11 protein-coding genes, 3 tRNA genes and 2 pseudogenes are annotated in these 13,994 nt (G+C 46.1%); 10 read left to right on the top strand and 6 right to left on the bottom strand.

Annotation, left to right across the window (positions count from 1 at the left end; translation table 11 throughout):
• Positions 1 to 247: 247 nt before the first annotated feature.
• Together Q0323_RS08830 and purH are read left to right on the top strand one after the other, a co-directional pair.
• Complete coding sequence (locus Q0323_RS08830; RefSeq protein ID WP_298053621.1) at positions 248 to 835, top strand: hypothetical protein; 588 nt, start codon at positions 248 to 250, stop codon at positions 833 to 835.
• A gap of 16 nt (positions 836 to 851) precedes the next feature.
• Complete coding sequence (gene purH / locus Q0323_RS08825) at positions 852 to 2,390, top strand: bifunctional phosphoribosylaminoimidazolecarboxamide formyltransferase/IMP cyclohydrolase (protein ID WP_298053620.1); 1,539 nt, start codon at positions 852 to 854, stop codon at positions 2,388 to 2,390.
• Positions 2,391 to 3,795: 1,405 nt separating this feature from the next.
• On the opposite strand, the gene Q0323_RS08820 is transcribed toward purH, so the two are convergent.
• Positions 3,796 to 3,954 carry a hypothetical protein gene (locus Q0323_RS08820; RefSeq protein WP_298053618.1) on the bottom strand — a complete coding sequence of 53 codons (159 nt, stop codon included), beginning with the start codon at positions 3,952 to 3,954 and terminating at the stop codon, positions 3,796 to 3,798.
• A gap of 56 nt (positions 3,955 to 4,010) precedes the next feature.
• Between Q0323_RS08820 and msrB the strand changes: the two genes are divergently transcribed.
• On the top strand, positions 4,011 to 5,084 hold the full coding sequence (gene msrB / locus Q0323_RS08815; protein WP_298053617.1) for a peptide-methionine (R)-S-oxide reductase MsrB: 1,074 nt from the start codon (positions 4,011 to 4,013) through the stop codon (positions 5,082 to 5,084).
• 1,278 nt (positions 5,085 to 6,362) lie between these two features.
• On the opposite strand, the gene Q0323_RS08810 is transcribed toward msrB, so the two are convergent.
• The 3 genes from Q0323_RS08810 to Q0323_RS08800 form a co-directional block, all read right to left on the bottom strand.
• A complete protein-coding gene (locus tag Q0323_RS08810) occupies positions 6,363 to 6,605 on the bottom strand; it encodes a hypothetical protein (protein ID WP_298053615.1) in 243 nt (80 codons plus the stop codon).
• 159 nt (positions 6,606 to 6,764) lie between these two features.
• Positions 6,765 to 7,388 (bottom strand): hypothetical protein, encoded by a 624-nt coding sequence (locus tag Q0323_RS08805; RefSeq protein WP_298053612.1) that lies wholly within the window; start codon positions 7,386 to 7,388, stop codon positions 6,765 to 6,767.
• Positions 7,389 to 7,559: 171 nt separating this feature from the next.
• The gene (locus tag Q0323_RS08800) at positions 7,560 to 7,871 is read right to left on the bottom strand and encodes a hypothetical protein (RefSeq protein ID WP_298042383.1); all 312 of its coding nucleotides are present in this window, start codon (positions 7,869 to 7,871) and stop codon (positions 7,560 to 7,562) included.
• 326 nt (positions 7,872 to 8,197) lie between these two features.
• On the opposite strand from Q0323_RS08800, the gene Q0323_RS08795 reads away from it, so the two are divergent.
• From Q0323_RS08795 to Q0323_RS08765, 7 genes and pseudogenes are all read left to right on the top strand, one after another.
• Positions 8,198 to 8,274, top strand: a tRNA-Arg gene (locus Q0323_RS08795).
• A 53-nt stretch (positions 8,275 to 8,327) separates the two neighbouring features.
• Positions 8,328 to 9,320: an agmatine deiminase family protein gene (locus tag Q0323_RS08790; protein ID WP_298053608.1), complete on the top strand. Its 993-nt coding sequence runs from the start codon at positions 8,328 to 8,330 to the stop codon at positions 9,318 to 9,320.
• Between the two features lie 20 nt (positions 9,321 to 9,340).
• Positions 9,341 to 10,000 (top strand): annotated as a pseudogene (locus tag Q0323_RS08785) (nitrilase-related carbon-nitrogen hydrolase); the annotation flags it as partial.
• Positions 10,001 to 10,396: 396 nt separating this feature from the next.
• Positions 10,397 to 10,591, top strand: a pseudogene (locus Q0323_RS08780) (apolipoprotein acyltransferase); the annotation flags it as partial.
• 280 nt (positions 10,592 to 10,871) lie between these two features.
• Complete coding sequence (locus tag Q0323_RS08775) at positions 10,872 to 11,318, top strand: type II secretion system protein (protein WP_298053606.1); 447 nt, start codon at positions 10,872 to 10,874, stop codon at positions 11,316 to 11,318.
• 269 nt (positions 11,319 to 11,587) lie between these two features.
• Positions 11,588 to 11,662, top strand: a tRNA-Gln gene (locus Q0323_RS08770).
• Between the two features lie 37 nt (positions 11,663 to 11,699).
• Positions 11,700 to 11,774 (top strand) — tRNA-Met (locus Q0323_RS08765).
• A gap of 42 nt (positions 11,775 to 11,816) precedes the next feature.
• On the opposite strand, the gene Q0323_RS08760 is transcribed toward Q0323_RS08765, so the two are convergent.
• On the bottom strand, positions 11,817 to 12,692 hold the full coding sequence (locus tag Q0323_RS08760; RefSeq protein WP_298053605.1) for a tyrosine-type recombinase/integrase: 876 nt from the start codon (positions 12,690 to 12,692) through the stop codon (positions 11,817 to 11,819).
• Between the two features lie 11 nt (positions 12,693 to 12,703).
• Positions 12,704 to 13,936 carry a hypothetical protein gene (locus Q0323_RS08755; RefSeq protein WP_298053603.1) on the bottom strand — a complete coding sequence of 411 codons (1,233 nt, stop codon included), beginning with the start codon at positions 13,934 to 13,936 and terminating at the stop codon, positions 12,704 to 12,706.
• Between the last annotated feature and the right edge of the window lie 58 nt (positions 13,937 to 13,994).

Raw genomic sequence — 13,994 nt, 5'->3', positions numbered from 1 at the left:
GTTTGCGCAGGTCCTTGCGGCTAAATTTGCGCTGCGGTTTAAATTTACGTTTTGCGTCGCGGCTTTTAATTTAGCCTTTGCAAGCGGCGCAGAATTTTAAAATTTACGTTCGCACGAGCATGGCGGCGATATTTAAGAAGCAAATTTAAAATTTACACGCGGTAAATGCGGTAAATTTAGTAAATTTCACTTTGCCGATTCCGCTTCATAAATCAGGCAAAATTTTAAAATTTAAAGGATTTTTGCGATGAAATTTTTTATCTCGTCTCTATTTTTGGCTCTGTCGCTGCTCGGCTGCGCTGGCAAAAACTCGCCTGCAAGCGATAAAACCTACGTTCTTTCAAGCGAGCTTGGAGATACGAAATACGCTTTTTACGGCGGAAATCTCTACGAAAACGGCGCGATTTTAGGTCCTTATGAAACGCGAGGCGATGCGAAGCTTGCGATTTTAGGCGGCGGCGCAAATTTAGATAAAAACGCGAAGCTCATAAAACTATATTTTTTCGAGCGCAGATACGGCGCGATCTACGCCGTAAGCCACAAAAACGGGGTCTGCGCCGAGTACAATAAGGGAAATTTCGTAGATTTTCAAATTTTATTTAATATTTTTCAAAGCAAAGAGTGGTTTAATTATAGCGGTGGCATCTCTCCGAGTGGCGAGATGCTTAAAGAGCTGAGTTCGGCGCGCATGGCGAAATTTAAAGGTGCCAAGCTCGGCGCGGCAGATGAAAAGACGAGGCGCGAGTATCAAAAGGCTCGGCGCGAGGCGATTTTGTATTTTCAGCTTAACGCAAACGACATGCGCGAGCTGATTTTTAAAAAATTATGCGAATAAATTAAAAGGAGAAAAGATGAGAGCGTTAATCAGCGTCAGCGATAAAGAGGGCGTCGTAGAGTTTGCTCGCGGGCTGCAGAGGCTCGGATTTGAAATTTTAAGCACGGGCGGCACGTTTAAGCTTTTGCGCGAAAACGGCGCCTCGGCGCTCGAGGTTAGCGAGTACTCGGGCTCGCCCGAGATGTTTGAGGGGCGGGTTAAGACCCTGCATCCAAAGATCCACGGCGGAATTTTGTATAAGCGAAACGACGCAAATCACGTAAGCCAAGCCGCGCAGCACGGCATCGGCGGCATCGATCTCGTGTGCGTAAATCTCTATCCTTTTAAAGCAACCGTAGCTCGCACCGACGATTTTTCAGAGATCATCGAAAATATCGACATCGGCGGCCCCGCGATGGTTCGAAGCGCGGCTAAAAATTTTGCTAGTGTCTATGTCGTCACGAGCCCGCTTGATTACGACGCGGTTTTGCAAAATTTAGCGAGCTCTGACGAGAGCGAGAAGCTGAAATTTAGGCAAAATTTAATGATAAAAGCTTATGAGCACACCGCAGCCTACGACGCAATGATCGCAAACTATATGAACGAGCGCTTTAACGGCGGCTTCGGCGCGAAAAAATTTATCACGGGCAGCAAGGTTTTTGATACTCGCTACGGCGAAAATCCGCACCAAAAGGGCGCGCTGTACGAGTTCGAGGACTTTTTTAGCAACCATTTTAAGAGACTAAAGGGCGAGGCGAGCTTTAACAATATGACCGATATGCACGGCGCGCTGATGCTCGCTAGTAGCTTCGGGGAGGCGCCTGCGGTAGCGATCTGCAAGCATGCCAATCCATGCGGCTTTGCCGTGAAATCTAGCCTGCTTGAAAGCTACACCGAGGCGCTAAAATGCGACCCAGTCTCGGCATACGGCGGCATCGTGGCGATAAACGGCGTTTTGGACGAGGAGCTAGCGCATAAGATCAATGAAATTTTTGTCGAGGTTATCCTTGCCGCTCGCGTTACGCCCGCGGCGCTTGCGGTATTTGAAAAGAAAAAGCGCATCAAAATTTTCGAGCAGGGCGGAGAGTTTTTAATTCGCGAAAACGACAAGTATGATTTTAAATTTATCGACGGCGGCTTCGTATATCAGCAGCGCGACTACGTGGGCGCGGGCGAGGTCGCAAATGCCCGCTGCGTCACGGGGCGCGCGGCGAGCCAGAGCGAGCTTGATGATCTAAAAATTGCGTGGCAGATCGCCGCACTTACGAAGAGCAACTGCGTGGTTTACGTCAAAAATCGCGCGATGGTCGCGATCGGCATGGGTATGACGAGCCGCGTGGATGCCGCGCGTGCGGCAGTGGCAAAGGCGCGCGACGTGGGCGTCGATCTGAGCGGCTGCGCGCTTGCCAGCGAGGCGTTTTTCCCGTTTAAAGACAGCATCGAGATCGCCCATGCTGCGGGCGTCGCGGCGGTGGTGCAGCCGGGCGGCAGCATTCGCGACGATGAGGTGATCGCAAGCGCCGACGAGTTTGGCATGGCGATGTATTTTACCGGAGTGCGCCACTTTTTGCACTAAATTTTACTTACCTGCGGTGAGGCGGATTTATTGCGCTAGCTTCGTAACTTTTTATGCCGTTGCGAATCTTGAAAACCGCGCCGGAGCAGATCTCATTGCTCGCTGCGTAGTGGGCGTGATATAAATTTGACTGCGCTCCAATACGCGGCGAGCGTGATGCTAATCGGACTACTTGCGCTTTGCCATACGGCTGTGCGGCGACGATTTAGCTGTGCGGTATATTGTTTCGTAGCGGGAGCGGCGCGGATCCAATGCGCGGTGCTTTGTTGCGCGACAACGCGGCGCGGATCGGGCTGCGCAGCCGTGCGCGATGTAAATGGCTGCGCTCCGTTACGTGGCGGAGGCAGCGGAATCCGACTATTCGCGCTTCGTTATACTACTTCGCGGCGCGGGTTTTTGGCTACGCGGCATACCGCTTCGTGGCGGGTGCGGCGCAGTTTAAATTTAATCATTCGCCGCCCCCTGAATGGTCGCGAAATTTTATCTAGCGGCCGTAACGCGAAAATTTTAAATTTAATCGCGCACGCAGCGGATGGGTTCGCGCCTCGTCGTCGTATAACGGCGCACAAATTTTATCTCGCGGCGCGAAAATTCATGGCGCCCATTTTGCGTTGAAATTTCGGCGCCGTTTCGCAGTAGATACGGAGCGGAGTATAAATTTTTAAGGCGGTGCCTCGTCGCGATCGGGCGCGCGCATAGACAAATTTTAATCGTGCTGCGAGCAGATGGACGCCGTGCCGCAACCTAAGCGGCGTGTAGAAAATTTAGCCGCGCGGTGGATAAGTGCCGTGCTGCGATCGCAGCGGCGCGTGATAAAATTTTATATACGGCAAAGCAGCGGGTGCAGCGCAAAGTTTCCGACCCGCGAGCAGTCCATGCCCTCGCAAAACGGCGCCTGCGGTAGAATTCGGCCGCGTCGTAAAATTCGCAAAGGCGCTAAATCGGGCTCAAATCGCGGTTGCGCGGCGGCAAAATTCTAATTATCGCGACGGTAGTAAAATCTAGCCGCGAGGCGCGACAATAAAATTTCGCGCCGCAATAGGGCGTATCGAAATCTCTAAAATCCCCACGTAAGCTGCGACGAATGGATAAATTTCACGCAAGCCGTAGCGCAGGCGAATGGACGGCGCAAGGGTCTCGCTCGTAAAAGGGATAAATTTCATCATAGTGTGAGGGCGATGAAATTCTAATCCTTCAGCGGTAGCAAAATTTTAATTCTTGCCGCGGCGATCAAATCCAACCGCTTGCCGCGCTAGCGAAATTCGCCCCCTGCTGAAGCAGTAAAATTTTAATCTTGGCGGCGGCGGCGGTAAAATTCAGCCCTCGTTATAGCGTAGAATTTTAACCGCTTGCGAGGAGGTAAAATTCCGATGCTGCAGCGCGCTGCGAGGATAAGATAAAATTTTTAATCTTGCGCCGCCGCGGTAAGATAAAATTTTTGATCCCGCGTCACCGCAGCGATAAAATTCCAATTCTGCGGCGACGGCGAGCCAAAAGCCCCGATCCTGCGGCGATAAAATTTGGGTACCGATCCGCCGTAAGCGATAAAATTTCTCTCTTTCACTCTCGCTTCATTTAGAGATTGTAAAATTGCGCAAAATTCAAAACGAAAGGATCAAAATGAAAATTTCTAAAGTTTTAATCTGCCTCTTTGCTTTGGCGGCGGGTTATTTAGTCGCGCTTAATGCCGCAGGCGGCAGTAGCGCCGGTGCGTCGGACGCAAATTTTAAAGTTAAAGGAGGCGGCGTGAACGCGAACGTAAAAGAAATTTATCTGGCAGGCGGCTGCTTCTGGGGCATGGAGGCGTATTTTAAACAGCTCGACGGCATAGTCGCGACGCAGGTGGGCTACGCCAACGGCAAGAGCGATAAAGCAAGCTACGAGGGCTTACATAGCAGCGATCATGCCGAGACGCTACACTTAAAATACGACGCCAACGTCATCAGCGAGCCTGAAATTTTGGCGCATTATTTCCGCATCATCGATCCGTTCTCGATCGACAAGCAAGGTAACGACCGCGGTCGCCAATACCGCACGGGCATCTACTACGCCGATGAGGCGAGCGGCGAGCTCGCGCGCTTTTTCATAGCCGCGCAGCAGGCGAAATTTAAAGAAAAGATCGCCGTCGAAGTGGCGCCGCTAAAGAATTTCGTCCGCGCAGAGGAGTATCATCAAGACTACCTCGGCAAAAATCCCGGCGGATACTGCCACATCGATCTGCGCCTAGCCAAAAAGCCGCTTGAGGACGATGAGAAATTTAAAGTGCAAAGCAAGGAGGAGCTGAAGAAAAATTTAACCGAGCTTCAGTATCAAGTCACGCAGGAAAAGGCGACAGAGCGGCCGTTTTCGAGCGAATACGACAAAAATTATAAAAAGGGCATCTACATCGACATCGTGTCGAAAAAGCCGCTGTTTTCATCCACCGATAAATTTGACGCAGGCTGCGGCTGGCCGAGCTTTTCAAAGCCGATAACGACCGATGCGATCGCGTACGCGCAAGATGACAGCCACGGCATGCAGCGCGTCGAGGTCTCAAGCCGCGTAGGAGGCAGCCATTTGGGGCACGTCTTTGAGGACGGACCGAGAGAGAAGGGCGGTATGAGATACTGCATCAACGGCGCTAGCTTGGAATTTATACCGCTTGAGGAGATGGACGCGCGCGGCTACGGGGATTATAAAATTTACGTAGAGTAAAGCGGCGGTTTCGGGACTAGCCTCTTACCGGGCTGCTTCTAGTTTAGCTTGCGACCGAGTAGTTTCGGGATCGGCTTGCGGCTTGGGCGATTCCGAGGCTAGCCCGCTTGCTGGGCGGCTTCGGGACCGGCTTACGACCGGACGGCTTTGGGTTATGCTTACGGCTTGGATAGGTTCAGGACTAGTCTGTGGCGGGGCGGCTTGGAGGCCGGTCTGTGACCGAGCGGTTTAGCGGCTCGGCTCGCAATTAGTCGGCAATTTGCGGTTAGATCGTCTAGCTCGTTAGCCCGTCTGCTTATTTGCGGATCAGTCCGCTCGGATTGCAATCAGTTGGGGATTTGCGGCTCGGTTCCCTCGGTTCGTTAGTCGGGCCCGCTCATTGTGGTGGACCAAGCGGTTTTGAAACCGGACCGACGACCGATTTAGCGCTTCGACGATCCCTTGATTTAACGACAGGTTTGTTTGCGACTGATCTTTTCGATTTTGCTAGATCGTTTGCTTCGGCGGGCTGCTGGTTTGTGGCCGGCTTGCTGCCGATCGGTCCTGTAATGAGCTCGTAACCGATCCCGGGGTTGGTCGGCGATCGGTCGGTGCAGCGGAATTTAAACAAAGCGGGGGCGGTTCATCCTCCGCCTTAGCGCTCGGCAAAATTTATGCGATAGAATTTAAACGAGGCGGGGGCGGTTCCGAATAGAATTTTAATAGAGTGCGGCTGCGGTCGCACCGCTGCCAAAATGAACGCGCCACGGAGAAGCCGTGCCGTGGATGGAATTTGAGCTCGCATTGCTTAAATTTCATCGCCACAAGCCGTTTCGGTTTTGCGGTCGGTCGGCGGTTTGACGATTTATCGGCGGATAAATTGGCTTGGCGGCTACGGATGGAATTTTAAAATTCCAAATACGATAAATTTACCTCTAAAGAATTTCATGCGGCGTAGCTGTAATAGAAAGAATTTAATGCGAGTGCAGCTCACCCATATAGCGTTGTAGGGGCTTAGATGGGGTTTGCGGGCGAGCAGAGCAATGCGGTGCTGCGGAGGCGGCGCCCGCGAGAAATGCGACCTCGCAATTGGGGCCACTCCCGCCCCGATAGAAACGGAAATCACGGCATAAATTCCACAAGCCGTGGATTCGGCGATAAAATTTTGAAATTTTATCTATTAAAATATAATAAGCGTAGCGTGCTTAGCAAGAGGCGCAGTATAAAATTTTGAAATTCTACAACGAATAACGGCGTCTATGTAATGCCCGCTCTGCATCCGCGTCGCAAATTTTAAATTTAGGATAAAATTTTGATGACGAGCCCCGCGCAAAATAGAAAAATCCCCGCATAGATCACTAAAAACGGCGCGATTATCGCATAAAGTATGATGAGCTCGAAAAAATTGTAGATTATGTGCTTGCTTTTGGGCTCTTTAAATTTTAATTCTAGCGGCTCGTTCGAATCAAACGGCGCATTGGAGCGCAAGATGTGCTTTGGACTAAACATCCAGCGCACGAAGTCTATTTTATTGCGCTGCATATAGTCTTTGCCGATCCCGCATACGCCGTTTATATAGCATGTAAAAGCCGCCGAAAAACAAAATGAGCCCGATGTCGATCAGTCTATCCGCCATAGCGATCTTTCCTTTGCTTTTTAAATTCAGAAATTTAGCCCGCCGTATTTGCTCTCGCCGTTTGCTTATTGAAATTCTAATTTTGCGGGATTGCACTCTTTGTCGGCTTTGCAATTTTCCAATTTTGTAATAATTTTATTATAGCGCTCTTTGTCATGCGCCAAATCTCGCGTCATCGTCATATATTTTATTACCTCTTCTATGTCTAAATCATAGTAAAAATGAGCTCCTGCACAAAGTAAGCAAAAATCTTCTATTTTGCCCACTTCGCAAGCTCTTATTAATCGTTTTAATCCAATTGACGGTCTATTTGTTCTAAATAGAATTTCACTGGATAAACCGCACGCCAAGGAATTTTCAATTTGATCCTTTTCAAAGCAACTCCTATCCGCAATATTTAATAAATTTTGACAAGCGCTATATTTTCCATCGCCGAAACCGCACTCCTTTATAAGTCGTGAAATTTCCAATGAATAAATTTTATCGCAATAGTCATAGATATGGGAAGGTAGGCAGCGACCGACTGCATTCGCGTATTCTCTTGCGGACAGCTTAAAAAACTTATCGCTTAAAATTTTAACTTCCGCCGAATTTTGCCCTTGTGCCTCGTTTGGCTCCGTATCTTGCATCGCAAAAGCAGCCCCGCTAAAACCGAGCCACAGCACAAACGCTAAAAAGATTTTTTTCATTTTTTCCCCTTCGTTCATTTATTATTCGCTTATGATACCTAAAAGCGATAAATTTTATTTATTTTGTGTGGGATTTGGGCTGCAAAGCGATAAAATTTTAGGGCATTTGTGGTGGTGGGGGACTATGCGCTTGAGACTTTTTATCGAAACAAAGCCGCAAGCGCAGTATGATTATTTTTTAAGTTCTCGTCCTACTATAAACGGTCTTTCGCCAGGCTCGGTGACTTTAACGCATCTGCAGGGTTTATTTAAATTAGCTCCAGCAGTTTTGCTCTTATCGGTGTCGGTCACAACTTCTATGATAGCAATAACATTTCCGTCTATACATATTTTTTGAACGGAGAATAACGCATTGCTATCATCATAAGAAATGTCGCATATATTAGCGTCTTTGGCTATCATCTCTTTCCTACCGCCTTCATTAGCATTTGTTGTAACTAATCCTAACATTATCACTAATGCCGTGATAAATAGTTTTTTCATCATCTATCCTTGTTTTAGTTTTTTAAAACTCGGTTCGTCATTTTTCGAATCACCTTTAAAATTCGAGTGATTTAAAATTTTACGTGCGGATTTTCAAAATCTACGTAACATTTTAAAAATTTAGTGATAATTAATCAGTCCCTTCTCCCTCCTTTATAAAACAACGTAGTATAATTTTACCCCCCCCCCCTAAAAAAATGATAAAATTTTAAAAGTTGATTTTTTGAAATTTAATAAAGATAATTTTTTTGTGCAGTGAAATTTAAACCGCCTTTTTGGCTAAATTTAAGCTAAAAACGCTATAATCCCGTTTTCTTTTATTTCGTGCGCTCGTAGCTCAGCTGGATAGAGCATTTGATTGCGGTTCAAAAGGTCGGGGATTCGAATTCCTCCGGGCGCACCATCTACAAATATTTTTTTCGCTATAATCCGTGAAATTTTAATCTTGGAGCAAAAATGAGAGCATTCGCCGAATGGGAAGAGCAAGAGGCGCTTTTAGTGTCTTTGCCGCACGCAGGTACCGACTGGGCGCCGTATTTGGGCGAGATACGGGCGGCTTACCGCGACTTTATCGCCGCCGCAGCGAGGTTTGAGTCGGTCGTCGCGATCGCGCCTAGCCGCGAGGACTTTGAGCAAATTTGCGGCGGCTTAGCAAACGCGAGCTTCGCACAAATCGATACCGACGATACGTGGATCCGCGATTACGGCGCGATCGACGTAGAGGAGGGCGGTAAAATCACGGGGCTAAATTTTCGTTTCAACGCCTGGGGCGGAAAGTTCGCAAGCGCTAAGGACGACGCGTTAAATTCTAAGCTTTATGCTACGAGCGCCCGCCCGCTACGAGACGTAGATCTGATCTTAGAAGGCGGTAGCGTCGATTTTGACGGCGCGGGCACGATGCTGACTACGAGCGCGTGTTTGCTGAACGAAAATCGCAACTCCCTAAGCAAGACCGAACTGGACGCGCGGCTGTGTGAAATTTTCGGGCTAAAAAAGATAATCTGGCTAGAGCACGGTTTCATAAAAGGCGACGATACCGACAGCCACGTCGATACTCTCGCGCGTTTTCTAAACCCGCGCGTCGTGGCGATAAGCTCGTGCGACGATCCGAGCGATCTGCACTATGCGGAGCTTAGCGCGATGAAAGATGAAATTTCATCGCTTGGATACGACGTGATCGAACTGCCGATCCCGCGCGCGATCTTTTATCAGGGGCGTAGGCTGCCCGCGACGTATGCAAATTTCGTCTTTTTAAACGGCGCGCTCATCGTGCCCATCTACGCGGACCCCGCAGATCCGCACGATCCAAACCGCGCGGCGGACGAGCTGGCGCTGTCGCGTCTGCGTGCGGCGTGTGCGGATCGCGGAGTAGTGGGAGTAAACGCGCGCGTTTTCATCCGCCAAAACGGCTCGCTGCACTGCTCGTGCATGAATAAATTCAAGCTTTAAATTTAGATCGAAGGAAAAATATGAAAATTTTAAAAGTTGGGCTGATTTCGCATAAATTTGAAGGCACTAAGGCGCGCACGATAGCGCGTAGCATCGAGCTCATCGCGCGTGCAGCGGCGAATGGCGCGCAATTAATCGTTTTGCAAGAGCTTCATCAGACGCATTATTTTTGCCAGCGCGAAAATACCGAAAATTTCGACTATGCGCAGGATTTCGAGCGCGATTTACGGCTGTGGAGCGAGGTGGCGAAGAGATTTGGCGTAGTGCTGGTAAGCTCACTTTTCGAGCGTCGCGCTGCGGGGCTGTATCACAACACCGCCGTGGTCTTCGAGCGCGACGGCTCTATCGCGGGGCAGTATCGCAAGATGCATATTCCCGACGATCCGCAGTTTTACGAAAAATTTTATTTCACGCCGGGCGATCTGGGCTTTGAGCCCATAGATACGAGCGTGGGACGGCTCGGCGTGCTCGTGTGCTGGGATCAGTGGTATCCCGAGGCGGCGCGCGCGATGGCGCTACGCGGTGCCGAGCTGCTCATATATCCGACTGCGATCGGGTGGTTTGACGGCGACGACGAGGACGAAAAGGCGCGTCAGCTGGAGGCCTGGGTCGCGGTACAGCGCGGGCATGCGGTGGCAAACTCCCTGCCCGTAATCGCCGTAAATCGCGTGGGCTTTGAAAAAGCCGCGCTTAGCGAGGCTTCGCCGGATGAAATTTTATCTGGGGGAAATGAAATTTCGGCAGCAAACGGAGAGTTTTTGCGAGCAAGCGACCGCAGGGCGGCTTGCGACAAAATTTCGACCGTCCGAGATGAAATTTTACGCATACAAGGCGGACGCGACGGGGTTGCGCATGCGGTAGATACGGGTGGTGCGGGCGGAATGTCGCTTGCGGCAAGCGGACGAGGCGCGCAGGGTGAAATTTTATGCGCTTCGAATTTGGATCGCGGGCCGCTTACGTGCGGCGAAGCGGCGCAAAAGAGCCTAAAAATCTCGATAGACGTCAAATTTAACGGTGAGACTTTTGAGGTATTGCCTAGCAAACAGCGCGTAGACGGGCTCGATAGCGAAGATGCGATTAGGTTTTGGGGCAATAGCTTTGTTTTTGGCGCACAGGGCGAACAGCTGTTTCGCGCAAATAGCATCGATGAGCTATGTGAAGTCGTAACCATCGATATGCAAAGATGCGAAAATGTGCGCCGCTGGTGGCCGTTTTTGCGCGATAGACGCGTAGAGGAGTATGGAATTCTTACGAAGAGATACGGGCTGTAGTATCTTTGTATCTTCAATAGCCATATAGTTTATTTGGACGCCATACTAGGAATGAAAGCAAATAATTTTTATGGTATCAATGTGCAGAGGTGCCGCCGAAATACATTAATAGACCAAATGGGTTTAAAATTTTGATTTTGAAATGCCCGCAAAATCGGACTTTGTAAATAAATTGTAAAAAATTTGCCAAAAACTATTGACAATTTTTAAATTTTTCTCTATAATTCCGCCAAGTTTCGCATATAGGTATGCGGGATGAATTTTATTTAAGGAGTAAACCATGAAAAAAGGTTTTACTATGATCGAGTTGATCTTTGTTATCGTTATTTTAGGTATTTTGGCAGCTGTTGCTATTCCAAGACTTGCAGCTACACGTGATGATGCTGAGGTTTCTAAAGCGGCTACAAATATTCAGACGCTTATAACTGATCTAGGCTCTTACTATACTTCACAAGGTGAATTTGCTGGTACTGCATCATCGGCAACTGCAAGTATGACTAATGTCCCAAATCCTATTAAAGTAAAAAGCCAAACTTGCTTAGAGGTAACAGGATATGATAATGCTAAAGGTGAGGCTAGTATGACTATAACTAAGACTGGTGCTCTATGTCAGAGAGTATGGGAAATGCCTGGTGTATCACAGGTTGAAGCTGCTATTAAAAGCACAGCTGGAAATAAAACTACAAATACCTATAAATTTGGTGGTAAAGGTGTTCAATACGAATAGTAGATTGTTTTAGCGATTTACTGTTTAGCCCTAGCTTCGGCTAGGGCTTTTTTAATTTATATTTCTTTATTTTTTGATTCTATAATTATTAATTTTAAAATTCTCTATTCTTTATAATAATATAATTCTTAAAATTAGATAACTGTTTCGACTTATATATAGTTAATTATGATGCGAGTAATATCATAAAATAAATTTTTAATATTATTTATTATAGGACTTGACTTATAAGAATAATTTATGTATAATATAGTTTTATTTTAAAAAGTTGGGGTATAGCCAAGTGGCAAGGCAATTGGTTTTGGTCCAATCATTCGGAGGTTCGAATCCTCCTACCCCATCCATTTGGTGAATTTAAAAATTTATTCGCACTTCTTGTATCGCAGAGTAGAGCAGTGGTAGCTCGTCGGGCTCATAACCCGAAGGTCGGTGGTTCAAATCCACCCTCTGCAACCAAATACCCATTACAAGGGCATTTGATAAAATCTTAAAATATTCTTATTTTTCCAAAGCAGAAATCATCAAATTTTCGATAGTGCTTTTCGATTGTTTTATATTTGCAGTAATATATTTTTGCGTAGTAATAATATTAGTATGCCCCAGAGTAAAACTTACTTGTTCGATCGATAGCTTTAGATGATTAATGCAATACGTGCCGATAAGGTGTCGTATATCATGAAGCCTGATTTTAGGTAGATTATTCCTCTTTAGCAAAGAATTCCAACTCCTACGCAGATCGACAAATTTTGTTTTAGTAGCAGGATTGATAAAGACGTAGCTATTTAGCTGATTATTCTGTTTTGCGGCTATATAGCGCCTTAATAGCCTTTTATAAAGCTCGTCGCTCATAGAATAAACCATATCACGCTTAGCTTTATTGATTTGAAAAGGTATAACGTAGGTTTTAGTTTTTAAATTTACGTCACTCCAGCGCAAGCTTAATACTTCATTTTTACGCCTGCCATGAAGTAGAAAAAAGAATATATCGGCGCTATCAGCTTCATTTTCGCATATAGCTTTTATAAATTGCCTTTGGACGGATAGCGGATAATCAAAATATCGCTTATTGTCAAATTTAGGCAGCTCGACGAAGTCGCAAGGATTTTTAGCTACAAGTTCGAGCTTTTGAGCAAATTTAAAGATTACGTGCAGCTTTGCAAGGATATTCTTAACGGTCTTGACTTTATAATCAGCTTTGATTAAGTTATTACAGAGCCTTTGAATATCTAAAAAGCTTATATCGCTTACGTCTTTTTCGCCCAAACTTGAAGCTATATGCTTCTTGTAGGTTGATATATCACTTTCTAAAGTGTGCTTACGAAGTATCAGCTCGTAAAATTCTATATAATCATTAAAAAGCTCATTAAGCAGCATCGTAAAGCCTTTTAAAACGGATACGGCATAACGCCATTATTGGAATACTTAAATTCTAACTCTCTAATATCTTCAAGAGCGTGCTCCGTAAAATACCTAATATGATTTTTATATCGTTGTAGAAATCCGCGATCAATCATCTCATTCTCAAGCATAGCGTAATCTTGAACGCTTAGAATGTCGTCCGTCATCTCTTTTTGGTTATCGCGCCAGTATAATTTTAAACGCTCGTCGCTCATATCTTTCCAAGCGGTGCGAAATATCTTATATGGGTTGTAATAAACTGGCTTAATACCGCTATTATAGAAACTTTGAATAGATTTTAACTCGTGAGACTGGATTTTACCGCAAGGATTAAAAGCTTGTGTCTTTTTCTTAACCCATAAATCCCCTAAATCGTTATCATAAATTAAAACAAGCTTTTTGCTTTCGGTATCACAAAGAACCGTAAGCAAACCCAAACTATAATTTTTAGTAAGCTCAATAAGGCTAAATTTACCGCCAACCTTACGATAAATTTCAAGACTAATAAAGGTCTTTGACATAGTGACGCGGCGAATACGGTGTTTTAAATACCAAAACGAAATGTCGCTTAAATTTTCGATAGATGGATTATCTCGCAGATCGTCCAAAGTCTTAAAAATATACTTCATAATATAACCTGTAGCATTACGGATATTCGTTTCAATCCTATTTTCATCAGAAATAAAACGCCTTTTTATAGCGTGTATTACGCGTTCTTTAAAACTACCAGGAACAAAAAGCAATAAATTCAAATGACAAGTGCCGTCTTTATGAGGCTCTTTAGTAGTAATATAACATCTATCCTCGGCGGGAATTTCGCGAAGCACAACAGAATTCATAATACTACGAATAAGCAACTGAAGCCGATGAGCCCCAGCACAAACACTATGCTCCTCATCATCGACAAAATTTTCATTACGCACAAGCCTATATCCACCACTCTTAAGCTTTATAGACCTCTTACAATGATAGGCGCTAGGAAGCGTAAAAACACAAAATATAGGCTCTAAATTACGATCAGAAGCATATCGCTCCATAGATGAAACACGAGTATTAAGCTCCGCAATATAGCGTGCAGGATTATGCCAAGAGCTAAAATAGAACGACGACAACGGCAAGGCAACATCATCAAACGAAACAAAATTCTCATCGAGAAATTTCTGCTGGAGTTTTAAACGCTCCGAAAGAAAAATTTTATCTTCTTTAGTTATACCATACATTATCAAAATCCCCAAAATATGAAAGCTACACATATCTATTATATTTAGTCAAGAGGCA

Origin of the sequence: uncultured Campylobacter sp. (assembly GCF_938030145.1) — a bacterium.
GTDB lineage: Bacteria > Campylobacterota > Campylobacteria > Campylobacterales > Campylobacteraceae > Campylobacter_B.
This window is presented reverse-complemented; position numbering and strand designations above follow the sequence as displayed.